Source organism: Nocardioides kongjuensis (genome assembly GCF_013409625.1).
In the GTDB taxonomy this organism is placed as follows: domain Bacteria; phylum Actinomycetota; class Actinomycetes; order Propionibacteriales; family Nocardioidaceae; genus Nocardioides; species Nocardioides kongjuensis.
In genome coordinates, this window is sequence record NZ_JACCBF010000001.1 from 827,554 (window position 1) to 852,622 (window position 25,069).

Here is a 25,069-nt window from a genome sequence, read left to right on the forward strand (position 1 = left end):
ATTCCGAAGCCGATTAACCGGATTGCAACGGAATCCGTACGTGAGTGTTGCACCGCAGGGGCTGGCCCTGTGAGGATCGGCTCGTGTCCAAGCCGAAGTCACCGCCCCTCGACGACGTCTCGAAGGCCATCATCGCCGAGCTCCAGGAGGACGGCCGACGCTCGTACGCCGCCATCGGCAAGGCGGTCGGCCTCTCCGAGGCGGCCGTGCGCCAGCGGGTCCAGCGGCTCGTCGACAGCGGCGTGATGCAGGTCGTGGCGGTCACCGACCCCACGGAGATCGGCTTCGCCCGCCAGGCGATGATCGGGATCCGCGCGACCGGCGAGCTGGAGCCGATCGCGGACGCGCTCGCCGAGTTCACCGAGGTCGACTACGTCGTGATCACCGCCGGCTCGTTCGACCTCCTCGCCGAGGTCGTCGCGGAGAGCGACGAGCACCTGCTCGAGATCATCTCGCGCCGGATCCGGACCATCCCCGGCGTGCTGAGCACCGAGACCCTGCTCTACCTCAAGCTGCGCAAGCAGACCTACTCGTGGGGCGTGCGCTGAGTCGCGTCAATTCCTTGACGTGAGCCGGGTCACCGGCGCATGGTGGTTGCGCTATTCGAACCAGGTTGCGGATGACGCAACCACTGGTGCCTCACGGGAGGGCGATCATGGCCGAAGTGACCCCGGAGAAGTCGACCGCGCCACTGGACCGGATCACCTTCGGTGTCGCGGCCGCCCTCGTCCTCGCCTTCCTGCTCTGGGGCGCCGTGGACTCCGACTCGATGACCACCGGCACGAGCAAGGTGCTCACCTGGATCACCGACGACTTCGGCTGGATGTTCGTGCTCGTCAGCGCAGGGTTCCTCATGCTCTCCTGCTATCTCGCCGTCACCCGGTACGGCAACATCAGGCTCGGCCCGGACGACTCGACGCCCGAGTTCTCGACGTTCTCGTGGGTGTCGATGATGTTCGCCACCGGCATGGGGATCGGCCTGATGTTCTGGGGCGTCGCCGAGCCGCTGACCTACCTCACCTCGACCGACCCCGGCAGCACCCCGCCCGGCCGCGCCGAGGCGGGCTCGCCCGAGGCGGCCCGCACCGCGATGGAGTACGCGTTCTTCCACTGGGGCCTCCACCCGTGGTCGATGTACGCCGTGATCGGGCTGGCCATCGGCTACTTCGCCTACCGCAAGGGCGCCGGCAACCTCGTGTCCGGTGCCTTCGGGCCGCTGCTCGGGCGCCGGGCGAGCGAGGGCCCGGGCAAGGCGATCGACGTGATCGCGATCTTCGCCACCCTGTTCGGCTCGGCCACCTCGCTCGGCCTCGGTGCCCTGCAGATCACGGGCGGTCTCGACGACGTGCTCGGCTCGGGGGAGTCCAAGTGGCTCACCGTCGGCGTGATCGCGTTCCTGACCGTGTGCTTCGTGGCCTCGGCGGTGAGCGGCGTCGAGAAGGGCGTGCAGCTGCTCTCGAACGCCAACGCCGTCGCCGCCGTGCTGCTCGTCTTCTTCCTCTTCGTCGTGGGGCCGACGGTGTTCATCATGAACACGTTCACCGAGTCGCTGGGCGGCTACCTCACGCACCTGCCGGCGATGTCCTTCCGCACCGGGGCGTTCGGCGGCGACGCGTTCATCAGCGGATGGACGATCTTCTACTGGGCCTGGTGGGTCTCGTGGACGCCCTTCGTCGGCATGTTCATCGCCCGGATCTCGAAGGGCCGCACGATCCGCGAGTTCGTGATCTACGTGATCGCGGTCCCGAGCCTGGTCTCGTTCGTGTGGTTCTCGATCATGGCCGGGTCCGCCTTCGACGTCCAGCTGAGCGGTGCGCGTGACCTCGGCGCGGTGCTGGCGAAGGAGGGCAGCGAGAGCGCCCTGTTCACGACCCTGCGCGAGTACCCGATCGCCTCGGTCACCGTGGTCCTGGCGGTCTTCCTGATCGCCATCTTCTTCATCACCGGCGCGGACTCCGCCTCGATCGTGATGGGGATGCTGAGCCAGCACGGGGAGGAGGAGCCGAAGCGCTGGCTGGTCGTCTTCTGGGGCGTCGCCCAGGGCGCCGTCGCGTCGATCCTGCTGTGGTCCGGAGGGCTGGGTGCCCTGCAGACGCTGGTGATCATCGTGGCCGGGCCCTTCATGCTGGTGATCGTGGCGATGTGCGTGTCCCTGGTGAAGTCCCTGCGGGCCGAGCCCTACGAGTCGACGCTGCCCGCCCGGGTGCGCCGAGCGGTCCTGCATGCGCAGAAGTACGACCTGGTCGAGCACCAGACGGTCGCCCTGGCCAGCCTGGGCGCCGACCCGGCCCCCGAGAAGGAGGTCCTGTGATGCGCGCCCAGGACCGGGCCACCGTCCGCCGGTTGCTCGGCAACGCCCGCTACGAGATCCTCCCGACGGCCACGATCGAGGCGAAGGTCCTCGAGGCGGTCCCCACCGAGGTCCCGCTGACCGTCACCGCCTCGCCGTCGATGGGGCTCGAGCGCACCGTCGGCACCGCGGAGCGGCTGGCCGCAGCCGGCTACACCGTCGTCCCGCACCTGGCGGCCCGGATGGTGAGTGGCCGCGCCGAGCTGGTCGAGCTGGTCGACCGGCTCACTGCCGCCGGGATCACCAACGTCTTCGTGCCCGGCGGCGACGCCGACCCGGTCGGTGACTACCACGACGCGGTCTCGCTGCTGGAGGACCTCACCGCGATCGGCAGCCCCTTCGCGCACGTCGGCGTGACCGGCTATCCCGAGAGCCACCCGAAGATCCACGACGACCTGACGGTGCAGTCGATGTGGGACAAGCGCAAGCACGCGACCTACATCGTCAGCAACCTCACCTTCGACCCGGCGGTGATCAAGGACTGGCTACAACGCGTACGACGACGCGGCGTCGAGCTGCCGCTCCTGCTCGGCGTGCCGGGCCCGGTCGACCGGGCCAAGCTGCTCGGCATGGCCACCAAGATCGGCGTCGGCGACTCGACCCGCTTCCTGGCCAAGCAGAAGGGGCTGATGACCCGTCTGGTCGCACCGGGCGGGTTCACGGGGGAGTCGTTCGTGGAGAAGTGTGCGCCGACCCTCGGCGACCCGCTGATGCGGGTCAGCGGCCTGCACCTCTACACGTTCAACCAGGTCGCCGAGACGGAGAGGTGGCGCCAGGACTGGCTGGCCCGTCTCGACGGCTGAGCCTCGGGTAGAGCTCGGCCAGGCGCCGCTCGACCTCCTCGTGGTCGAGCCGGCGGCGCCGAGCCGGATGGTCCGGCGGCACGGGGCGCCCGTGAGCGACGAGGGCGCCGGCGTCGACGCCGTGGGCGATCTCGAGCACCACCCGCCACACGGTTCGCAGGGCAGTGGACGGTGCGGGGGGCCGGTGTGTGGTCATGCCCTCAACGATCCGCCGGCGGGGCGGCACCCAGTAGTGGCAAGATCGACAACAAATGATAGTTTCTTGCCATGTCGTCGCGACGGTCGATCGCCATCCCGGTCGTCGACGGCATGACGCTCTTCGAGATCGGGATGCCGCTCGAGGCGCTGGGCTACGACTGGGACCGGGACGCGAGCCCGCTCTACGACGTCGCCCTCCACGGCGACCTCCGTGGCGTGCGCGTCCACGGCGGCTCCCGACTGGTGCCGCGCCGACCGCTCGCCGCGCTCGCCGAGGCCGGCACCGTGCTGGTCCCGGCGATCCGTCCGGACGAGCCCGCGAACCCGGCTCTGGTGCGTGCGCTGCGGCAGGCCGCGGCCGCCGGCGTGCGCATGGTCTCGCTGTGCACCGGCGCCTTCGCCCTGGCCGAGGCGGGTGTCCTCGACGGCCACCGGGCCACGACCCACTGGCGCTGGGCCGACCTCCTGCAGCGCCGGTACCCCGCGGTCGACGTGGACGCGCGCGCGATCTACGTCGACGACGGGGTGCTCACCAGCGCCGGCTCGGCGGCCGGTCTCGACCTGTGCCTGTACCTGATCCGGACCGACCACGGGCAGCAGGCGGCCAACACGATCGCGCGCAACCTCGTGATCGCCGCCCACCGCGACGGCGACCAGGCGCAGTACGTCGCCGCCGAGCCGCTGACCGAGCAGGCCCACTGGCTCGACGAGCTGCGCACCTGGGTGCACGCCCACCTGCAGGAGGACATCACCCTCGAGCGGCTCGCCGGGGCGGCCGCCGTCTCGCCCCGCACGCTCGCCCGCCGCTTCCAGCGCGACATCGGCACCACCCCGATGCGCTGGGTGGCTGCCGAGCGGATCGCGATCGCGAAGCGGCTGCTGGAGACGACCGACCTGTCCCTCGACCGGATCAGCCACGACGCCGGCTACTACTCGCCCGCGACCTTCCGGGCCGGCTTCATCTCCGACGTCGGGGTCACCCCCGGTCGCTACCGGCTCCGCTTCGCAGGACGAGACGGGCCAGGGCCGACTCCAGGCCCGACTGCCCGGCGTCGACCACGGTGAGCGGCAGCCCGAGCACGCCCGCGGCCTCCTCGGCGAGCCGCCGCAGCTCGTCGTCGGGCTGCTCGGCGAGCCACACGACGCGGGTGTAGGAGCCGAAGTAGTCGCTGCGCAGCTCGGGGTAGCGGTCCAGGCCGAGCTCGCGCACGACGGTGCGGGCGAAGGAGCGGACCAGGAAGTCGGTGAGCACGTAGGTGCCGGGCTGCTCCTCGAACATCCGCGCCAGCCGCTCGGGCCCGGCGATGACGTCGTAGCAGTGCAGCCCGGGCAACCGATCGATGCCGAGCTCGGCGCACACGGCGTCGAGGGCGCCGTAGGTTCCGCAGTCGGCGTACCCGATCGCCACCCGACGGCCCTGTGCCAGCAGCCGCTCGGCGAGCGGGCGGACCTCCCCGGCGATCAGGTGCGGCTGGTTGTGCAGCAGCGGGGGGAGCGGGTGCACCGTGAGTGGCCAGCCGTGGCGTGCGGCGATCTCGGCCGCGGGCTGGGCGAGCGCGCCGCAGGCGATCAGGTCCACCCCGTCAGAAGGCGAGCTGGTCGACGAACCGGTCGTTGAAGTCCGGGCGGTCCGAGAGCTCGACATAGGTCACCTCCTGCAACAGCGCCGCCGCGCCCGCCCGTTCGCGCACGGACAGCAGGGCCATCTTCGCCCCTTCGCCGGCGACGTTGCCGGCGGAGACGATGCGGAGCACCGGCAGCTTCGGGACCAGCCCGATCCGGACCGCGGACGCGGGGGAGATGTAGCTGCCGAACGAGCCGGCCATCAGCACCTGCTGGACGTCGCGGTGCTCAAGTCCGAGCTCCTCGAGCAGCAGCGTCCAGCCGGTCGAGATCGCGGCCTTCGCGAACTGGAGCTCGCGGACGTCACGCTGCGAGAGCACCACGCACTCCTCGGGCATGGCGCCCGCGTGCGGACGGTGCAGCACGAAGACCCGCTCCTCACCGATCCTGGTCAGCCGGTCGGCCAGAGCCGGCGCCACCTCGGGCGCCTGCTCGTCCGGCACGAACCGGCCCGAGGCGTCCAGCAGGCCCACGCGCACCAGCTCGGCCACCGCGTCGACGAGGCCGGAGCCGCACAGGCCCTTCGGCTCGACGTCGCCGATCACGCCGAGCTGGACGGCGTCCTCGGGCGTCGAGCCGAGCTTGATCACCTCGATGGCGCCGTCGGCGGCACGCATGCCGCACCGGATCGCACCACCCTCGAAGGCCGGGCCGGCCGGGGCGGCGGTCGACAGGATCCGGTCGCCGTCGCTGACGACGAGCTCGCAGTTGGTGCCGACGTCGATGAACAGCCGGGTCCGCTTGTCGCGGTCCATGCCGGTGGCGAGCATCCCGGCCACGATGTCGCCACCGACGTACGCACCGAGCGCCGGGAAGAACACCGCCCGCGCCCGCGGGTGGAGCTCGAGACCCACGTCGCTGGCCAGCATCGTCGGCGGCTGGGCCGTGGACATCACGAAGGGGGCGACGCCGAGCGGCTCCGGGTCGATGCCGAGCACCAGGGCCGTCATCGTGGCGTTGCCGGCGATCGCCACCTCGTAGACGTGCTGCGGGTCGACCCCGCCCTCGCGGCAGACCTGCGCGGCCAGCTCGGCGAGCGTCGCGGCCGCCGCCTGCTGCAGCCGGGGCAGCGCCTCCGGGTCGAGCATGGTCGCGCTGATCCGGGTGATCACGTCGCCGCCGTAGGGCTGCTGCCTGTTGAGCATGGACGCGACGCCGACGGGCGTGCCGAGGGCGACGTCGAGCAGGGTCGCGACCACGGTGGTGGTGCCGAGGTCGAACGCGATCGCGTAGCGCTGGGCGGTGGTGTCGCCGGGCTCGACGTCGACGAGGACCTCGTCGACGACGACCGCGGTGACCTTCCAGTCCGCCGCCCGGAGCACCTGGGGCAGCCGGCGCAGCGCGTGCAGGTCCGGCTGCGGGGCGAGGTCGTCGATCGCGGCGAGCAGCCGGTCGATGTCGGTGCGCTGGTCGGACAGGTCCGGCTCCGCCAGCTCGACGTACCTCTTCTGCACCGCGGGGCGCAGGATCACCTGGCGACCGACGCCCACGGTCGCGGCCTTCGGGCGCGTCGTGAGCGGCGGTACCTCGACCTTGAGGTCGCGGGTGGCCTGGACCAGGCACGCCAGCCGCCAACCCGCGTCCAGCTGGTCGCGGCTGAAGGTGCGGACGTCGTGGCGCGAGATGGGCGTGGCGGTGTCGACGCGCACCTTGCACTTGTGGCAGGTGCCGTGGCCACCGCAGGTGGAGTCGATGGCGATGCCGTTCCAGGACGCGGAGTCGAACACCGTCACGCCGGGCGGCACCCGCACGCTGCGCTGCGTGGGCGGGGCGCCGCCGGCGTCCTCGACGGTGAACGACAGCTCGACCCGGCCGGTGCCGTCGTGGGTCACCAGCTCCGTCCCGGGGCTGGCCATCAGCCCCTCGCGGCCGACGTGGTCGAGCGAGAAGTCCGGGCCCGGCGGGTCGGAGTCGGAGGTCATCCGTGCCTCACGCGGTGGCCGCCTGCCGGGCGCGGTGCGCGGCGATCCACGCGCCACCCCACTCGTCGTGGCCGAGCAGCACGTCGGCGGCCTTGACCGCCTCGACGATCTGCGGGGTGCGGGTGTCCATGATCGCCGACGTCAGACCGGCCTGCATGGCCATCGGGAGGAACGCCGCGCCCAGGGCGTGCCGCGAGGGCATGCCGAAGGAGACGTTCGAGGCGCCGCAGGTCATGTTGACGCCGAACTCGTCGCGGATGCGCCGCACCGTCTCGAAGAACGTCAGCGCGACCGTCCCGTCGGCACCGATCGGCATCGCGAGCGGGTCGATGACGATGTCGGCCTGGGCGATGCCGTACTCCGTGGTCGCGACCTGGACGATCTTGCGGGTCAGCTCGACCCGCTTCTCGACCTCCATCGGGATCTCGTCCTCGTCGTTGGGCAGGGCGATGATCGCGGCGTCGTACTTCTTGACCAGGGGCAGGATCTGCGCCATCCGGTCGTCCTCGGCGGTGATCGAGTTGACCAGCGCCCGGCCCTGGTAGACCGCCAGCCCGGCCTCGAGCGCCTCGACGACGGAGGAGTCGATGCAGATCGGCTTGTCGGTGAGCTTCTGGACCATCGTGATCGCCTTGGCGAGCAGGTCGGCCTCGTCGGTGAGCGGCACGCCCATGTTGACGTCGAGGACGTCGGCGCCGCCCTCGACCTGGGCCTGGACGTCGCGCTCGATCGCGGAGAGGTCGCCGGCGCGCAGCTGCTCCTGGAAGATCCGGCGCCCGGTCGGGTTGATCCGCTCGCCGATCAGGCAGAAGCGGGTGTCGTGCCCGATCACCACCTCCTGCGTGGCAGAGCGCAGCCGGGTCTCGAGACGGGGGGCGCTCATGCGGGGACCGTCGCGCGCTTCTCGTGCAGCAGCGCCTTGGCGCGCTTGACGGTCTGCGAGGCGTCGGCGGCGTACCCGTCGGCGCCGACCGCGTCGGCGTACTCCTGGGTGACCGGCGCACCGCCGACCATGACGATGACGTCGTTGCGGATCCCGGCCTTCTCGAGCGCGTTCATGTTGGCCTTGAACATCGGCATCGTGGTGGTGAGGAAGGCCGAGAACCCGACGATGTCGGGCTGGTGCTCCTCGATCGCGGCGACGAACTTCTCCGGCGCCACCTGGACCCCCAGGTCGATCACCTCGAACCCGGCGCCCTCCAGCATGATGTTGACGAGGTTCTTGCCGATGTCGTGGACGTCGCCCTTGACGGTGCCCATCAAGAACTTGCCGATCGTCTCGACACCGGTCTCGGCGAGCAGCGGACGCAACCGCTCCATGGCCCCGGCCATCGCCCGGCCGGCGATGAGCATCTCGGGCACGAAGAAGTCGCCGCGCTCGAAGCGGGCGCCCACCTCCTCGAGCGACGGGATCAGCGCGTCGAAGAGGAGTGTCTGGGGCTCCATGTCGAGCGCGAGCCCGTCGTTGGTCAGCTCCAGCACGCGCGGACCGTTGCCGACCAGCGTCTCGTCGTACAGGCCCTGCAGGATCTCTTCTGGGGTCATGCCACGCCCTCCTTGCGCGTGTGCCGCCGCAGCAGCCCGGATAGCTGCTCCGCCCGGTCGCTCAACTGTCGTCCGATCTCGTCGCGCCGCTCGAGCAGGCGCGGGGTGGGGCCCGAGATGCCGAGTGCCGCCACCACGTCTCCACTGCTGCCGCGCACCGGCGCGGCGATGCCGGACAGCCCGATCTCGAGCTCGTCCACGGTGCCGGCCCACCCGCGGCGGACCACCTGGGCGAGCTCGCGACGCAGGGCGTCGCGGTCGGTGATCGTGTGCGGCGTCGGCTGGTCGAGCTCGCCGGCAGGCAGGTCCACGACGCCGTGCGCCAGCAGCACCTTGCCGAGCGCCGAGGTGTGCGCGGGCACGTCGACCGTGGTCCAGTCACGCGTGCCGAGCAGGTAGGTCGAGTCGACCTGCGCGACCTGCACGACCCGGTCGCCGCGGCACACCGAGAGGTGCACGGTCTCGCCGGTGTCGGCGCCGACCTTGTCCATCGTGGACCGGGCCAGCCGGACCAGCTCCTCCCACGGGTCGTGGCGGGCGGCGTACAACCAGAACAGGGGACCGGCGACGTAGGACCCGGCGGCGTTGCGCTCGAGCAGCTCGGTGCGCTCGAGGGCCGCCAGCATCCGCGAGGTCGTCGACTTGGGCAGCCCGCAGATCTCCTGCAGGTCCGCGAAGGTCAGCGCCTCGTCCGCGCGCACCACCGTGGCGACGAGCAGGGCGGCGCGGTCCACCGCCTGCGTGCCCGTGTTCGGGGGCGTGCTCATCGGATGCTCACCGGGGGGTTCCATTCGCTGCCGAAGAGTTCCATGATGTGGAACTCAGTTTCCATATCATGAGGCTAGGATGCCGAAGGATTCCCGGTCAAGGACCACTAGGAGGCTTGATGTTCCAGAACCGGATGCCGCGCTACGAGGTGCTCTCCGCCGAGGCGATGGCCACCCTCGACAAGGGCTGGCGCAGGCTGATGACCGAGATCGGCGTCGAGTTCATGGACGAGCGCGCGCTGGAGCTGTTCCGCAAGGCGGGGCAGCGGGTCGAGGGCCACACCGTCTTCCTCGACCCGGACTTCGTCCTCGAGCAGGTCGCGAAGGCGCCGGCGGAGTTCGACGTCCAGGCCCGCAACCCGGCCCACAACATCCACATCGGCGGCGACTCGATGGCCTTCGGTGCCGTCTACGGCCCACCCTTCGTCCGTCAGGGCGAGGTCCGGCGTGACGCGACCATGGACGACTTCACGAGCTTCACCAAGCTGGCCCAGTCGTTCCCGGTCCTCGACTCCGCCGGCGGCGTCATCTGCGAGCCCAACGACACGCCGCTCGACAGCCGCCACCTCGACATGACGCTCGCCCTGCAGACGCTGACCGACAAGGTCTACATGGGCAACGTCGTCTCGGGCGTCAACGCCGCCGACACGCTGGCGATGACCTCGATCCTGTTCGGCTCGCGCGAGGCGATCGAGGAGACGCCCGCGACCATCTCGCTGATCAACTGCAACTCACCACTGCGCTGGGACGACCGCATGCTGGAGGCGCAGTTCGAGTACTCCGGCGCCGGGCAGCCCGTCGTGCTGACACCGTTCATCCTGATGGGTGCGATGTCGCCGGTGACGATCCCCGCCGCTCTGGTGCAGCAGATCGTCGAGGCGCTCTCCGGCATCGCGCTGTCCCAGCTGATCCGGCCCGGCACCCCGGTGATCTTCGGGTCCTTCCTGTCCAACATCGACATGCAGTCGGGCTCGCCGACCTTCGGGACGCCCGAGTCGGGCCTGGGCCTGCTGTGCACCGGCCAGATCGCCCGGCACTTCGGGCTCCCGTTCCGCACCGGTGGCGGCCTGACGTCGTCGCAGGTGGCCGATGCGCAGGCCGGCTACGAGGCGCTGATGACGATGCTGCCGACGTTCCTGGCCGGGGCGAACTGGGTGATGCACTCCGCCGGGTGGCTGGAGGGCGGCCTGGTCGCCGGCTACGAGAAGTTCATCGTCGACATCGAGCTGCTGCAGATGATGCAGGCCGAGTTCACCCCCCTGGAGATCGACGAGGAGTCGATGGCGTTCGGGGCCCACGAGGAGGTCGGGCACGGCGGACACTTCCTCGGCGCGATGCACACGATGGAGCGCTTCCGCACCTGCTTCTACCGGCCGCTGCTGTCGTCGTCGGAGAACTACGAGCGGTGGATGCGCGGTGGTGGGAAGGACGCGAACACCCGCGCCGAGGAGATCTACCGCAAGAAGCTCGAGGAGTACGAGGCGCCGCCGCTGGACGCGGCGATCGAGGAGGAGCTGCGTGAGTACGTCGTACGGCGCCGGGCCGAGCTCGGTGACTGAGGGGGTGACGGCGCGGGTGAGCGAGCGCGTGGGGGGCCTCGCCAGCGCCCCGGCCGGCGACTTCGTCCTGGTGCTCACCTGTCCCGACCGGCCGGGCGTGGTGCACGCCGTGTCCGGCTTCCTGGTGGCCCACGGCGGCAACATCATCGAGAGCCAGCAGTTCGGTGACCAGATCACGGGCACCTTCTTCATGCGGCTCGACTTCGTCGTGGCGGGCGAGGGCGTGAGCGCAGACGAGCTGCGCGCCGACTTCGCCGAGGTCGCCGAGCGGTTCGAGATGTCCTTCGAGCTGTGGGACGCGAAGGCGCCCTACCGCACGCTGATCATGGTCTCGAAGCACCTGCACTGCCTCAACGACCTGCTCTTCCGCCACAGCACCGGGTCGCTCCAGATCGAGATCCCCGTCGTCGTGTCCAACCACCTCGACGCGGAGCCCCTGGCGCGCGCCCACGGGCTGGAGTTCGTGCACATCCCGGTCACCGCCGACACCAAGGAGAAGGCCGAGGACCAGCTGCGCGAGCTGATCGCCCTGCACGACATCGACCTGGTCGTGCTGGCGCGCTACATGCAGGTGCTCTCCGACCGGATGTGCACCGAGCTGAGCGGGCGGGCCATCAACATCCATCACTCGTTCCTGCCGAGCTTCAAGGGCGCCAAGCCCTACCACCAGGCCTTCGACCGGGGCGTGAAGCTGGTCGGGGCGACCGCGCACTACGTCACCGCCGACCTCGACGAGGGCCCGATCATCGAGCAGGACGTCGTCCGGGTCGACCACGGCTTCAACCAGGACCAGCTGGTGACCGCCGGCCGCGACGTCGAGGCCCAGGTGCTCTCGCGCGCGGTGCGCTGGCACGCGGAGTCCCGGGTCCTGCTCAACGGCCACCGCACGGTGGTGTTCCGCTGACCCGGGCCGGGCCGACCGCGACGCAGGTCCGTTGACGTGTGCCGCATGGGGCATATCGTTGCGCCATGAGCAACAGCGAGGCAGCGACCGTGCAGTCTGTCGACCGGGCGCTGACCATCCTGGAGGTCCTGGCCCGGCTGGGCACGGCCGGCGTCACCGAGATCGCCGCCGAGCTCGAGGTCCACAAGTCGACGGCGTTCCGCCTGGTCTCCACGCTCGAGGCGCACCGGCTCGTCGAGCAGGCGGGTGACCGGGGGCGCTACTCGCTCGGCGTGGGCCTGCTCCGGCTGGCCGGCGCCACGACGGCCCGGCTGGACCTGGTGCAGGAGGCGCGCCCGATCACCCGGCAGCTGGCGGCCGACACGGGGGAGACGGTCAACCTCACGGTGCGCGCCGAGCACGCCGCGCTCTACCTCGACCAGGTCGCGGGCTCCTCCGCGCTCCAGTCCCACAACTGGGTGGGGCAGCACATCCCGCTGCACGCGACGAGCAACGGCAAGGTGCTGCTCAGCGAGCTGACGCCCGAGCAGCTGGCCGAGGCGCTCGGCGCATTGGCCCGGTTCACACCGGCGACCATCACCAGCAAGGCCCAGCTGCGCAAGGAGCTGGAGACGATCCGCGAGCAGGGCTACTCCCTGGCGATCGACGAGCTCGAGGTCGGCCTCACGGCCGTGGCCGCGCCGATCCGCAACGCCCACGGCGACATCATCGCCTCGATCAGCGTCTCCGGTCCCACCTTCCGGCTCTCGTCGGAGCGGCTGGAGGCGGTGATCCCGCAGTGCCTCGCTGCCGCCGAGGAGATCTCCCACCGCCTGGGCTGGAGCTGGCGGGAGTGAGCAGCGGGTGAACTGGATCACATCGGGTCCTTGACGGGAGCACGGGATCGCAGCATTCTCAGAGCGTTGCGCAACGAGAAGCGAAGTGCGTGATACGCAACACCATTCCAAGAGCGGGGTGCCACTGTGCCGGATCTGTTCGTCGACGGGGAGTGGTGTGCCCCTGCCGCTGGCGGCCGCCGGGAGATCCGCTGCCCCGCGGACGGCTCGCTGGTCGGCGAGGTCGACGAGGCAACCGCCGACGACACCCGCGCCGCCGTCGCCGCCGCCCACCGGGCCTTCCACACCGGTCCGTGGCCGGGCACGTCGGCCCGCGAGCGGGGCGACCTGCTCCTGCGGGTGGCCGACCTGCTGGTGCGCGACAAGGCCGCGCTGGCGCGGATGGAGTCGCTCGACACCGGCAAGCGCCTGGTCGAGTCGGAGTACGACATCGACGACATCGTCGGCGTCTTCCGCCACTACGGCCGGATCGCCGCCGAGGAGGCCGGCCGCGTGGTCGACACCGGGAACCCCGACGTCGTCAGCCGGATCGTGCACGAGCCGGTCGGGGTGTGCGGACTGATCGCCCCCTGGAACTACCCGCTGCTGCAGGTCGCCTGGAAGGTCGCGCCCTGCCTCGCGGCCGGCAACACCTTCGTGCTCAAGCCCAGCGAGCTGACGCCCCACACCGCGATCCACCTGATGCGCCTGCTCACCGAGGCCGGGCTCCCGGCCGGGGTGGGCAACCTGGTCCTCGGTGCCGGGCCGGACGCCGGCGCGCCGCTGGCCGAGGACCCGCGCGTCGACCTGGTCTCCTTCACCGGCGGCCTGGCCACCGGGCGGCGCCTGATGGCAGCCGCCGCCGGCACCGTCAAGAAGGTGGCCCTGGAGCTGGGCGGCAAGAACCCCAACATCGTGTTCGCCGACGCCGACCTGGAGGTCGCCCTCGACTTCGCCCTCACGGCGGTCTTCCTGCACTCCGGGCAGGTGTGCTCGGCCGGCGCCCGGCTGCTCGTCGAGGAGTCCGTCCACGACTCCTTCGTCGACGCCCTGGTCGACCGGGCGGGCCGGATCCGGCTGGGCGGCCCGTTCGACGACAAGGCCGAGACCGGGCCGCTGACCAGTGCGGCGCACCGCGACAAGGTGGAGGCGTACGTCGCCGCAGGGCTCGCCGAGGGAGCCGTGCTGCGCTGCGGCGGCCGGCGCCCCGACGACGCCGAGCAGCCGGAGCTGGCCGACGGTTACTACTACCTGCCCACCGTGCTCGACGGCTGCCGCAGCGACATGTCCGTCACCCAGGACGAGTCGTTCGGCCCGGTGCTGACGGTCGAGACGTTCACCGACGAGGACGAGGCCGTCCGGATCGCCAACGACAGCATCTACGGCCTGGCCGGCGCGGTGTGGACCCAGGACGCCGGCAAGGGGCAGCGGGTCGCCGGTCGTCTGCGGATGGGCACCGTGTGGATCAACGACTACCACCCGTACGTCCCGCAGGCGGAGTGGGGCGGCTTCAAGCAGTCCGGCACCGGCCGCGAGCTCGGTCTGGCGGGGCTGGAGGAGTACCGCGAGACCAAGCACGTGTGGCACAACATCCGACCGGCCGAGCAGCGCTGGTTCGCCGGATAGACGGGACGGAGCACAGATGGGTGCGGAGCGGTACGACTACGTGATCGTGGGCGGAGGCTCCGCGGGCTGCGCCCTGGCCAACCGGCTCTCGGCCGACCCGGGCACCACGGTGCTGGTGCTGGAGGCAGGCCGCTCCGACTACCGGATCGACCCGTTCATCCACATGCCGGCGGCGCTGCCGATCCCGATCGGCAACAGGCTCTACGACTGGAAGTACGAGACCGACCCCGAGCCGCACATGGGCGGTCGGCGGGTGTTCCACGCCCGGGGCAAGGTCCTCGGCGGGTCGAGCAGCATCAACGGGATGATCTTCCAGCGGGGCAACCCGATGGACTACGAGCGGTGGGCGCGCGACCCCGGCATGGAGACCTGGGACTACCTGCACTGCCTGCCCTACTTCAAGCGGATGGAGACCCGCTACCTCGTCGACGGCAGTGTGGGCGCCGACGACTGGCGCGGCGGCGACGGCCCGCTCCGGCTGGAGCAGGGCCCGGCGCGGAACCCGCTCTTCGCCGCGTTCTTCGCGGCCGCGCAGGAGGCGGGCTACCCGCTGACCGACGACGTCAACGGCTACCGGCAGGAGGGCTTCGCCCGCTTCGACCGCAACGTCTACCGCGGCCGGCGCTGGTCGGCCGCCCGGGCCTACCTGCACCCGGTCAGGAGCCGCGCCAACCTCACGGTCAAGACCTACGCCTTCGTCACGAAGGTGAACTTCGAGGGCAAGCGGGCCGTCGGGGTGGACTACTCGCAGGCCCGGCGCGTTCACACGGTGAGCGCCGGCGAGGTCATCCTGTGTGGCGGCGCGATCAACACCCCGCAGCTGCTGCAGCTCTCGGGGATCGGTGACGAGTCCCTGCTGCGCCGCCACGGGGTCCCGGTCGTCCACCACCTGCCCGGGGTGGGGGAGAACCTCCAGGACCACCTCGAGGTATACATCCAGTACGCGTCGAAGCAACCGGTCTCGATCGCCCCCGGCCTGCGCCTGCGCGAGCGGCCCCGGATCGGCTACCAGTGGCTCTTCCACCGCAGCGGGCTCGGCGCGACCAACCACTTCGAGGGCGGCGGCTTCTGCCGCAGCAACGACGAGGTGGACTACCCGAACCTGATGTTCCACTTCCTGCCCATCGCGATCCGCTACGACGGATCGGCGCCGGAGAACCTCGAGAAGGGCGCGCACGGCTACCAGGTCCACATCGGCCCGATGTACGCCGACACCCGCGGCTGGGTGCGGATCAGGAGCAGGGACCCGCGGGTCCACCCGAGCCTGCAGTTCAACTACCTCTCCACGCCGACCGACCGCAAGGAGTGGGTCGAGGCGGTGCGGGTGGCCCGCGACATTCTCAACCAGCCCGCCTTCGCGCCGTACAACGACGGAGAGCTGTCGCCCGGACCGTCGGTGGAGACCGACGAGGAGATCCTCGACTGGGTGCGGGCCGACGCCGAGACGGCGCTGCACCCGTCGTGCACGGCGAAGATGGGCATCGACGAGATGGCGGTGGTCGACCCGACGTCGATGCGGGTCCACGGCACCGAGGGGCTGCGGGTCGTCGACGCCTCGGTGTTCCCGTACGTCACCAACGGCAACATCTACGCCCCGGTGATGATGGTGGCCGAGAAGGCCGCGGACCTCATCGCGGGCAACACGCCGCTGCCGGCGCTCGACGTGCCCTACTACCGCTACCGCGACGACATGCCACTGCATCCACCCGGCGACAGCCGCAACCGTGAGGAGCACAGATGAGCGTGGCGACCGAGAAGGACACCGCGACCGCGACGTCCGCCGACAGCGCACTGTCGGTGCGCAACCTGTGGAAGATCTTCGGCCCTCGCGCCGACCGGATCATCGGTACGCCGGACGCGCAGCTCTCGCGCGCCGAGCTGAAGGCGAAGACGGGCTGCGTCGCGGGCGTCAAGGACGTGTCCTTCGAGGTGGCGCCGGGCGAGGTCTTCGTCGTGATGGGGCTCTCGGGGTCGGGGAAGTCGACCCTGGTCCGCTGCCTGACCCGGTTGATCGAGCCGACCGCGGGCTCGGTGCTGATCGACGGCATCGACGTCACGACCGCCTCCGACGCCCAGCTGCGCGACCTGCGCCGCAACCGGGTCTCGATGGTCTTCCAGCACTTCGGGCTGCTGCCGCACCGCCAGGTGATCGACAACATCGCCTACGGGCTCGAGATCCGCGGCATGAAGAAGAAGGAGCGCCGGGCCAAGGCGGAGGAGGTCGTGTCCCTGGTCGGGCTCGACGGGTTCTCGCACTCCTACCCCGACCAGCTCTCCGGCGGCATGCAGCAGCGCGTGGGCCTGGCCCGCGCCCTCGCGGGCGACCCGAGCATCCTGCTGTTCGACGAGCCGTTCTCCGCCCTCGACCCGCTGATCCGCCGGGACATGCAGAACGAGGTGATCCGGCTCCACCGGGACCTGCGCAAGACGATGGTCTTCATCACCCACGACCTGCAGGAGGCGCTCAAGCTCGGCGACCGGATCCTGATCATGCGCGACGGCGAGATCGTGCAGGTCGGCGCGCCCGACGAGGTCGTGGGTGCCCCCGTCGACGACTACGTGCGCGACTTCGTCTCCGAGGTGCCCCGCTCCCACGTCCTCACCCTGAAGTGGGTGATGCGCGAGCCGCGGCCCGATGACTCGATGGACGGACCGGTGATGTCCTGCGACACCATCGTCCGGCAGGCGGCGAAGGCCGCGCTGGCCTCCGAGCATCCCGTCCGGGTGGTCGACGGTGAGCGCCTCATCGGGATCGTGGACGACGACGCGATCCTGCGGGTCGTGGTCGCGGAGGAACAGGCAGACCAGTGACCGCGACGCTCAGCCCCTCCGCACCCGCGCAGCCGGCCCCCGGCCCGCCGGGCGGCCGCAACGCCCTCGACAGCGTGCCCCGGTGGGCCTGGGCGCTCGGGGTGGTGGTGCTCTGGGTGGTCGTCTGGGCGCTGACCAAGGGCACCCACACCCTGACGCCCGCCGGCCGCGAGCACACCGACGTCCAGACCGCGCTCGGCGGCTTCCGCGACGACGTCCTGGCCGGTCGCGCCGACAACCCGGTCATCCAGTTCACCTACGACATCGGTGCGTGGTTCACCTCGGTGGTCGACTGGTTCCAGCGCCTGGTGTCCATCCCCGACTTCCCGCGCCCGGTGCCCCAGATCGGTTGGCTGGGGGTGACCGCGGTCGCGACGTGGGTCGGGCTGGCCGTCGCCGGCTGGCGGATCGCCGTGCTGGTGGCGCTCTCGTTCGTCTCCTTCGGTGCGTTCGGCTACTGGTCCGACGCCATCGACCTGCTGATCGTCACCTTCGTCGCGGTCGGCGTCTCGGTGCTGATCGGGATGCCGCTCGCGGTGCTGGTCGGCACCGGCAACCGCGCCGTGAACGCCGTGACCAACACCGTGCTCGACGTCTTCCAGACGATGCCGACCTTCGTCTACCTGCTGCCGATCGTGCTGTTCTTCGGCATCGGCGCCGCGGGCGCGGTCGTGTGCACCCTGGTCTACGCGCTGCCGCCGATCATCCGCATCGCCGGCCACGGCATCCGCAACGTGTCCACGACGACGATCGAGGCGACCGACTCGGCGGGCCAGACCTGGTGGCAGCGGCTGACGAAGGTGCAGCTGCCGATGGCCCGCAAGACCATCGTCGTGGGCCTCAACCAGACGATCATGGCCGCGCTGTCGATGGCCACCATCGCGTCGTACGTCGACGGCCCGGGCCTGGGCCAGCCGGTGCTCGACGCGCTGGTCAAGAACGACGTCGGCGGCGCCTTCGTCCCGGGAGCCCTGATCGTCGTGATGGCGGTGATGCTCGACCGCTCGACGACCGCGGCCAGCGAGTACTCCGAGAAGGCAGCGCGCGGCGGGCTCGACCTGGGGCGCCGCCGGATCGTCCTGGCCGCGGCCGCGGTGCCGGTGCTCGTCGCGCTCTACGTCTCCCGCACCTACCCCTGGGCGGCCGAGTTCGACGACCTCGGGTGGACGCCGAAGGTCGCCGACGGCGTCGACGGCTTCTTCGAGTGGTTCACCGACACCTTCCGCGGCTTCACCCAGGGCTTCAAGGACCTGATCAGCTCGGTGCTCCTCGACCCGTTGCAGTCGCTGCTGGCCGAGTCGCCGTGGTGGCTGGCCGCCGGCGCCCTGCTCGCGCTGGCGGTGGTCTTCGGCGGGATCCGGGCCATGGTGCCGACCGTGGTCTGCATCGGCGGCCTGCTCTACTTCGGTCTCTGGCACGACGCGATGGTGACCCTCAACATGACACTGGTCGGCACCGTCCTGGTGATGCTGCTGGCCGTGGTCCTCGGCGTCGCCATGGCGCGCAGCCGGGCCGTCGACGTCGTGCTCCGCCCGACCCTCGACGCCGGGCAGACCATCCCGCCGTTCGTCTACCTGATCCCCGTCCTGGCGCTGTTCGGCCCGACCCGGTTCACCGCCATCGTCGCGGGCGTCGTCTACGCGGCGCCGGTCGCGATCAAGCTGGTCGCCGACGGGGTGCGTGCCGTGTCGCCCTCGACGATCGAGGCGGGACGCTCGACCGGGTCGACCCGCTGGCAGGAGATCGTCAAGGTGCAGCTCCCGATGGCGCGCCCCTCCCTGGTGCTCGCGGCCAACCAGGGCCTGCTCTACGTCCTGGCCATGGCCGTCATCGGCGGCCTGGTCGGCGCCGGCGCGCTGGGCTACGACGTCGTGCTCGGCTTCGCGCGGTCCGAGGAGTGGGGCAAGGGAGCGGCAGCCGGCATCAGCATCGTCCTGCTCGGGATCATGGTCGACCGGATCGCCCGGGCGGCTGCGCACCGCTCCGGCGCCCCGGCCGGCCGGTAGTGCCCCAGCACGCAACACGTCCGACACGACAACCAAGGAGAAAGAGTGCGACACATCAGTTGGAGGGCGACCGGCCTCACCTCGGTTGCGGCGTCCGTGGCGATCCTGCTCGCCGCCTGTGGCGGCGGCACGATCGACGAGCAGACCAAGGCCAACGAGTCCAAGGCCGGAAGCGCCGGTGACTGCGGCGAGCTCAACATCGCGGTCAACCCGTGGGTCGGCGACGAGGCCAGCAGCTACGTCGTGGGTCGCGTGGCGAGCCAGCAGCTCGGCTGCAAGGTCAACTACAAGGAGCTCAAGGAGGACGTGTCCTGGCAGGGCTTCGGCACCGGCGAGGTCGACGTCGTGATCGAGGACTGGGGCCACCCCGACCTCGAGAAGAAGTTCTTCGCCGACCAGGGCGACGGGAGCGCGACGGACCTCGGTCCGAACGGCAACGTCGGCATCATCGGCTGGTACGTCCCGCCGTGGCTCGCCAAGGAGCACCCCGACATCCTGGAGTGGAAGAACCTCAACAAGTACGCCAAGGAGTTCGCCACCTCCGAGTCGGGAGGCAAGGGCCAGTTCCTGGGTGCGGACCCGTCGTACGTGCAGTTCGACGAGGCGATCATCAGCAACCTCAAGCTGGACTTCAAGGTGGTCTTCTCCGGCAGCGAGGCAGCCAGCATCACCGCCTTCCAGCAGGCCGAGAAGAACAAGGAGTTCCTGATCGGCTACTTCTACGAGCCCCAGTGGCTCTTCGCCGAGGTCCCGCTGGAGAAGGTGGCGCTGCCGCCGTACGAGGACGGCTGCCAGGACGTCCCGGCCAAGGTCGCCTGCGACTACCCGGAGACCCAGCTGAAGAAGGTCGTCTCGACCTCGTGGCAGAAGGAGGGCGGTCCGGGCGTCGACCTGGTGACCAACTTCAAGTGGACCAACGACGACCAGAACCAGGTCGCCAAGTACATCGCCGAGGACGACATGAAGCCCGAGGAGGCCGCGGACAAGTGGATCGCGGACAACCAGGACAAGGTCGACGCCTGGCTCCAGTGACCACACGCTGACCTGCGACACGACGATCCTGCGCCCGGCTGGGCATTGACACCCGGCCGGGCGCAGGCGATTCTGGATCTGTCTCGCATAGCGCATTGAGTTGCGTGATACGCAACTCACGCAGCACCCTCCGACTCACTCCCCAAGGAGTCCCCATGGCCACCGTTCCCACCTCGGCCGGCGTCGTCGTGATCGGCGCGGGCATCGTCGGCAACAGCCTCGTGCACCACCTCGCGCGCCTGGGCTGGCGCGACATCGTGCAGATCGACAAGGGGGCCCTGCCCAACCCGGGCGGCTCCACCGGGCACGCGTCGAACTTCATCTTCCCCGTCGACCACTCGCGCGAGATCACCGACCTGACGCTCGACTCGGTGCGGCAGTACCAGGAGATGGGTGTCTTCACGCAGTCCGGCGGCTTCGAGATCGCCCGGACGCCAGAGCGGATGGAGGAGCTGCGGAGGCGGATGTCGAGCGCGAAGGCGTGGGGGATCGAGGCGGAGCTGGTGAGCCCGGAGTTCGTGAAGGAGAAGGTTCCCTTCATCGAGGCCGACCAGTTCATCGGGGCGTTCTGGACGCCGAGCGTCGGAGTGGTCGACTCGCTGCGCGCCGGCACCATCATGCGCGAGGCGGCCCTCGCGACCGGCGAGCTGACCGTCGTGCCCACGGTCGAGGTGATCGGCATGGACACCGAGGAGGACGCGGACGGTCGCCGCAGGATCACCCGGGTGCGCACCGACGGCGGTGACATCGAGACCAGCCACGTCGTGATCGCTGCCGGCGTGTGGAGCCCCAAGCTGGGCGACATGGCCGGCATCAGCATCCCGCTCACCCCGGCCGTGCACCAGATGATCAGCGTCGGCCCCTGCCCGCAGCTGGCCGAGCGCGAGGGTGAGATCTCCTTCCCGATCATCCGCGACATGGACACCTTCTGCTACGAGCGCCAGCACGGCGCCGACATGGAGGTCGGCTCCTACGCGCACCGCGCGATCCTGCACGAGCCCGAGGACATCCCCTCGATCGAGCAGTCGAAGCTCTCGCCGACCGAGCTGCCGTTCACCTCCGAGGACTTCGACCCGCAGCTCGAGCAGGCCTACGAGCTGATGCCCGAGCTGCTCGGAGCCGAGGGCGCGGAGATGCGCTACGCCATCAACGGCCTGCTGTCGCTGACCTGCGACGGCGCGCCGATCCTGGGGGAGAGCCAGGTCAGGGGCCTGTGGACCGCGGCCGCGGTGTGGATCAAGGAGGGCCCCGGCGTCGGTCGGGCGGTGGCCGAGTGGATGACGCAGGGCTGGTCCGAGATCGACGTCCACCACAGCGACATCGCCCGCTTCCACGCCCACCAGATGCGCCGCGAGCACACGCGGCTGCGCACCACCGAGTCGTTCATCAAGACCTACGGCATCGTGCACCCGGCCGAGCAGTACGAGTCCGACCGCGACCAGCGGCTCGCCCCGATGCACGACGCCCAGAAGAAGCTCGGTGCCTTCTTCTTCGAGACCGCCGGCTGGGAGCGTCCGCACTGGTACGAGTCGAACGCCCCGCTCCTGGAGGTGTACGGCGACGCCGTCATGCCGCGCGAGCACGAGTGGGACGCCCGCTGGTGGAGCCCGATCATCAACGCCGAGCACCTGCGCATGCGCGAGGCCGCCGGTGTGGTCGACCTGTCGGCGTTCGCCGTCTTCGACATCACCGGACCCGGTGCGCTCGACACCGTGCAGCGCACCTGCGTCGCCCAGTGCGACGTCGCCGTGGGCAAGGTGATCTACACCCCGGTCCTCAACGCCAACGGCGGGTTCCTGTCCGACCTGACCGTGATGCGGCTGGGCGAGGACCACTTCCGCGTGGTCACCGGCGGCGCGCACGGCATGGCGGACCGCAAGACGTTCAGCGACCAGGTCACCGATCCCGCCACGACGCTGGTCGACGTCACCGACCAGGTCTCGACCATCGGGCTCTGGGGGCCGCGGGCGCGCGACATCCTCGCGTCGCTGACCTCCGACGACGTCTCCGACGAGGGCTTCGGCTTCCTGACCTGTCGCGACATCACCGTCGCGGGCGTCCCGGTGCTCGCCTCGCGGATCTCCTACGTCGGCGAGCTGGGTTGGGAGCTCTACGTCGCCATGGACGACGCCGCACGGCTGTGGGACGCGCTGCTCGAGGCGGGGCAGCCGCACGGCGCCGTACCCGTCGGCATCGGCGTCTACGGCACGACCGGCCGGATCGAGAAGGGCTACCGTGCCTACGGCTACGAGCTCGACTCGGAGCGGACCATCGTCGAGGCCGGGATGCAGCGGCCCAAGGTGAAGGCCGCCGACTTCGTCGGCAAGGAGGCCTACCTGGCCCAGCGCGAGGCCCTGTCGACGACGGGGCCGGCCGCGGTGCTGTGCACGATGACCGTCGACGACCACACCTCCGCCTCGGGGATCAAGCGCTACATGCTCGGTGGCGAGCCGATCCTGACCCGCGACGGCGGCACGCTCACCGACGGGCACGGCCACCACCCGTACGTCACCAGCGCCGGGTCCGCGCCCTCGCTCGGCAAGCACGTGCTGCTGGCCTACCTCCCGCCCGACCAGGCCGTCCTCGGCAACCAGCTCGCGGTGTCGTACATGGAGGAGCTGTACCCGGTCACGGTCGCCTCGGTCGACGCCACCCCGCTCCTCGACCCCGACAACGAGCGCATCCGATGAGCGCGGCCCTCGACGTCCTGGTCTGCGTGAAGCGGGTCGTGGACTCCACCGGCGAGGTGGTGCTGACCGACGACGGGCAGTCGGTCGACGGTCGCTACGCCGGCTTCACGCTGAGCAACCACGAGGAGTGCGCGATCGAGCTGGCCGTTCAGACGGCCACCGCGACGGGAGGCAGCGCCAGCGTGCTGACGCTGGGCGAGCCCGAGGCGGTCGACCAGCTGCGCTCGGCGCTGGCGGTCGGCTGCACGGCGGCGACCCACGTCGAGGCCGATCCCGGCGCCTTCGGCCCGGCCGACGTCGCGCGCGAGATCGCCGCCGTGATCCGCGACCACGAGAGCGCGGGGCGGCCGCACGACCTGGTGCTGCTCGGCAACGACGCGGCGGACACGGGCGACTTCCAGGTCGGGATCCGGCTCGCGCACGAGCTCGGTCGTCCGGTGGTCAACGGCGCGGCGACGATCGCCGTCGAGGACGGCCACGTGGTCGCCGGCGTCAAGGGGCCCGACGGCAGGGAGACCTACCGGGTGCCGCTGCCCGCGGTGGTCACCGTGCTCGAGGGCGGCGTGGAGCCGCGCTACCCCACGGTCCCGGGACGGATGAAGGCGAAGAAGGTGGAGATCGAGCAGCGCACACCCGGCACCGACCCGGTGGGCCCGAACCGCCGCCGGCTCCGGCTGCCGCCGCCGCAGCCGAGCGAGGTCCAGGTGCTCGGCAAGGGCGCGGACGCGGCCGCTGCGGTGGTCGACCTGTTCGAGCAGCTGGGGGTGGTGGCGCGATGATCCTCGTCCTGGTCGAGACCGACGCGACGGGGGCCGTCGAGGTGTCCCGCGAGACCCTGTCCTTCGCCCGCGACCTGTCCGCCGCGGGCGGCGGCGTACCGATCGACGCGGTGGTCGTCGGACCGCTGCCGTGCCCCGTCGAGGAGCTGGCTGTGCAGCTGGCGACGTACGGCGTGCGCGACGTGCACCACGCCACGGGCGATGCGTTCAGCGCCTACGGAGGCGCCGCCTGGGCGAGCGCCGTGCAGTCGGTGCGCGAGGCCGCCGGGTCCGTGGTGGTGACCGCCGCCGGGACGCCCCGGGGGATGGAGGTGCTGGCCCACCTGGCCGCGCGCCTGGGCGTGGCGATGGCCGCCAACGTGGTGGCGTTCGACGGGCTGGCGCCCTTCACGGTGACCCGGCAGGTGGTCGGCGGCGCCGCGCTCGAGGACATGGTCCTGGGGGAGCGGCCGGCGATCTTCACCGTCGCCGGGCACGCCGTGGAGGCGACACCTGCTGCGACGCCCGGGGCCGGACGGGTGGTCACGAGCACGCCCGAGGTGGCCGCCGCCGACCTCGTGGCGCGCGTGGTGTCCGCCGAGCCCGCGCAGGAGGACCTGTCGGGCGGCCTGAAGTCGGCCCGGGTGGTCGTCGGTGCCGGTCGCGGCGCCGGCAGCGCCGACGGGTTCGGCGACCTGCTGGAGCTCGTCGACCTCCTCGACGGCGCGCTGGGGGTGTCCCGCGTCGTGACCAGCCTCGGCTGGCGACCCCACCACGAGCAGGTCGGCCAGACCGGGAGCCGGATCTCACCGGACCTGTACGTCGCCTGCGGCATCTCGGGCGCGATCCAGCACTGGGCCGGCTGCGCGAGCGCGAAGACGATCCTGGCCATCAACACCGACCCGGACGCGCCGATGGTCGCCAAGGCCCACTACGCGGTCATCGGGGACCTGCACGAGGTCGTCCCGGCGATCAACGAGGAGATCCGCCGGCGCCGGGCTTCCTAGGCTTTCTTTGCGGTGTTCGGCAGGTCAGGGCGGGTGGGAGTGACCCGCACGCCGGTCGCGGCCAGCGCGTAGCTGGCCAGCTGCTCCTCGGCCCGCTCGAGCGTCAGTGACGAGTTGTGGGCCAGCAGGTGCAGGCCGAAGGCGTCCTCGAGCGCCACGAAGTTGCGGGCGATCGCGTCGGCTTCGTCGACCAGCGTGAACACGCCGGTGGCGCGCCCGACCTCGAGCACCGCGGTGTAGAGCGAGACCTCGCGGTCGAACAGCAGTGTCATCAAGGTGGCGTGCATCGGGCTGCGGCTGGCGCTGACCGAGATCTCGTCGAGCACCTGGCTGAGCAGCAGGTCCTCGCCGCGGGGGAGGCCCGAGTACATGAGGCGACCGAGCTTCTCGACCGGGGAGAGGTCGCCCGCCACGACCTGCTGGCGCGACCAGTAGTAGCGGTCGGTGGCGGCCTGGTGGGCGGCCTCGACGAGCCCGTCGAGCTCGGGGTAGTAGTACGCGACCAGGCGCGGCGAGATGCCCGCCTCCTCGGCGATGTTCTTCATCGTCACACCGCTCAGGCCGTGCCGGGCGATGACCGTCAGCGTCGCCGCGATGAGGTGCTCGCGGCGGGCCGCCTGGTCCTTGCGTCGTGCCATGGCGACCACCGTAGC

21 protein-coding genes are annotated in these 25,069 nt (G+C 70.9%); 15 read left to right on the forward strand and 6 right to left on the reverse strand.

Annotated elements, in window-relative coordinates; all coding sequences use genetic code 11:
- The first annotated feature begins 83 nt into the window (after positions 1-83).
- From BJ958_RS03915 to BJ958_RS03930, 4 genes are all read left to right on the forward strand, one after another.
- The gene (locus tag BJ958_RS03915) at positions 84-548 is read left to right on the forward strand and encodes an AsnC family transcriptional regulator (protein WP_179725630.1); all 465 of its coding nucleotides are present in this window, start codon (positions 84-86) and stop codon (positions 546-548) included.
- Between the two features lie 107 nt (positions 549-655).
- A complete protein-coding gene (locus BJ958_RS03920; protein WP_179725631.1) occupies positions 656-2,311 on the forward strand; it encodes a BCCT family transporter in 1,656 nt (551 codons plus the stop codon).
- Entirely contained in the window at positions 2,311-3,153 is an 843-nt protein-coding gene (locus BJ958_RS03925) for a methylenetetrahydrofolate reductase (RefSeq protein WP_179725632.1), read from the forward strand. Before BJ958_RS03920 ends, BJ958_RS03925 begins: the two co-directional genes overlap by 1 nt.
- 267 nt (positions 3,154-3,420) lie before the next feature.
- The gene (locus tag BJ958_RS03930; protein ID WP_179725633.1) at positions 3,421-4,416 is read left to right on the forward strand and encodes a GlxA family transcriptional regulator; all 996 of its coding nucleotides are present in this window, start codon (positions 3,421-3,423) and stop codon (positions 4,414-4,416) included.
- Here BJ958_RS03930 and BJ958_RS03935 read toward each other — a convergent pair.
- Genes BJ958_RS03935 through BJ958_RS03955 form a run of 5 tightly spaced genes read right to left on the reverse strand, consistent with a single transcriptional unit; the run spans position 4,328 to position 9,208 of the window.
- A complete protein-coding gene (locus tag BJ958_RS03935; protein ID WP_218865589.1) occupies positions 4,328-4,930 on the reverse strand; it encodes a DUF1638 domain-containing protein in 603 nt (200 codons plus the stop codon). The genes BJ958_RS03930 and BJ958_RS03935 overlap by 89 nt on opposite strands.
- 4 nt (positions 4,931-4,934) lie before the next feature.
- Complete coding sequence (locus BJ958_RS03940; protein ID WP_179725635.1) at positions 4,935-6,896, reverse strand: ASKHA domain-containing protein; 1,962 nt, start codon at positions 6,894-6,896, stop codon at positions 4,935-4,937.
- 7 nt (positions 6,897-6,903) lie between these two features.
- Positions 6,904-7,779: a dihydropteroate synthase gene (locus tag BJ958_RS03945; RefSeq protein ID WP_179725636.1), complete on the reverse strand. Its 876-nt coding sequence runs from the start codon at positions 7,777-7,779 to the stop codon at positions 6,904-6,906.
- A complete protein-coding gene (locus BJ958_RS03950) occupies positions 7,776-8,441 on the reverse strand; it encodes a corrinoid protein (RefSeq protein ID WP_179725637.1) in 666 nt (221 codons plus the stop codon). Before BJ958_RS03950 ends, BJ958_RS03945 begins: the two co-directional genes overlap by 4 nt.
- A complete protein-coding gene (locus BJ958_RS03955; RefSeq protein WP_179725638.1) occupies positions 8,438-9,208 on the reverse strand; it encodes an IclR family transcriptional regulator in 771 nt (256 codons plus the stop codon). Before BJ958_RS03955 ends, BJ958_RS03950 begins: the two co-directional genes overlap by 4 nt.
- A 119-nt stretch (positions 9,209-9,327) precedes the next feature.
- On the opposite strand from BJ958_RS03955, the gene BJ958_RS03960 reads away from it, so the two are divergent.
- The 11 genes from BJ958_RS03960 to BJ958_RS04010 all read left to right on the forward strand — a co-directional run bounded on the left by BJ958_RS03960 (position 9,328) and on the right by BJ958_RS04010 (position 24,416).
- Positions 9,328-10,767, forward strand: coding sequence for a trimethylamine methyltransferase family protein (locus tag BJ958_RS03960; protein WP_179725639.1), 1,440 nt, complete (start codon positions 9,328-9,330; stop codon positions 10,765-10,767).
- Positions 10,727-11,671: a formyltetrahydrofolate deformylase gene (gene purU / locus BJ958_RS03965; RefSeq protein ID WP_425489744.1), complete on the forward strand. Its 945-nt coding sequence runs from the start codon at positions 10,727-10,729 to the stop codon at positions 11,669-11,671. Before BJ958_RS03960 ends, purU begins: the two co-directional genes overlap by 41 nt.
- 65 nt (positions 11,672-11,736) lie before the next feature.
- A complete protein-coding gene (locus tag BJ958_RS03970; protein ID WP_179725640.1) occupies positions 11,737-12,507 on the forward strand; it encodes an IclR family transcriptional regulator in 771 nt (256 codons plus the stop codon).
- 126 nt (positions 12,508-12,633) lie between these two features.
- A complete protein-coding gene (locus tag BJ958_RS03975) occupies positions 12,634-14,112 on the forward strand; it encodes an aldehyde dehydrogenase family protein (RefSeq protein ID WP_179725641.1) in 1,479 nt (492 codons plus the stop codon).
- Between the two features lie 16 nt (positions 14,113-14,128).
- Complete coding sequence (gene betA / locus BJ958_RS03980) at positions 14,129-15,853, forward strand: choline dehydrogenase (protein WP_179725642.1); 1,725 nt, start codon at positions 14,129-14,131, stop codon at positions 15,851-15,853.
- Positions 15,850-16,923 (forward strand): quaternary amine ABC transporter ATP-binding protein, encoded by a 1,074-nt coding sequence (locus BJ958_RS03985; RefSeq protein ID WP_179725643.1) that lies wholly within the window; start codon positions 15,850-15,852, stop codon positions 16,921-16,923. The genes betA and BJ958_RS03985 overlap by 4 nt, the downstream gene beginning before the upstream one ends.
- Complete coding sequence (locus BJ958_RS03990; RefSeq protein WP_273516923.1) at positions 16,920-18,929, forward strand: ABC transporter permease subunit; 2,010 nt, start codon at positions 16,920-16,922, stop codon at positions 18,927-18,929. The genes BJ958_RS03985 and BJ958_RS03990 overlap by 4 nt, the downstream gene beginning before the upstream one ends.
- A 45-nt stretch (positions 18,930-18,974) precedes the next feature.
- Entirely contained in the window at positions 18,975-19,961 is a 987-nt protein-coding gene (locus BJ958_RS03995; RefSeq protein WP_179725644.1) for a glycine betaine ABC transporter substrate-binding protein, read from the forward strand.
- 155 nt (positions 19,962-20,116) lie between these two features.
- The gene (locus BJ958_RS04000) at positions 20,117-22,651 is read left to right on the forward strand and encodes a GcvT family protein (protein ID WP_179725645.1); all 2,535 of its coding nucleotides are present in this window, start codon (positions 20,117-20,119) and stop codon (positions 22,649-22,651) included.
- The gene (locus BJ958_RS04005; RefSeq protein ID WP_179725646.1) at positions 22,648-23,430 is read left to right on the forward strand and encodes an electron transfer flavoprotein subunit beta/FixA family protein; all 783 of its coding nucleotides are present in this window, start codon (positions 22,648-22,650) and stop codon (positions 23,428-23,430) included. Before BJ958_RS04000 ends, BJ958_RS04005 begins: the two co-directional genes overlap by 4 nt.
- On the forward strand, positions 23,427-24,416 hold the full coding sequence (locus BJ958_RS04010; RefSeq protein ID WP_179725647.1) for an electron transfer flavoprotein subunit alpha/FixB family protein: 990 nt from the start codon (positions 23,427-23,429) through the stop codon (positions 24,414-24,416). The genes BJ958_RS04005 and BJ958_RS04010 overlap by 4 nt, the downstream gene beginning before the upstream one ends.
- Here BJ958_RS04010 and BJ958_RS04015 read toward each other — a convergent pair.
- A complete protein-coding gene (locus BJ958_RS04015; protein ID WP_179725648.1) occupies positions 24,413-25,054 on the reverse strand; it encodes a TetR/AcrR family transcriptional regulator in 642 nt (213 codons plus the stop codon). The two genes, BJ958_RS04010 and BJ958_RS04015, sit on opposite strands and share 4 nt — an antisense overlap.
- Positions 25,055-25,069 lie beyond the last annotated feature (15 nt).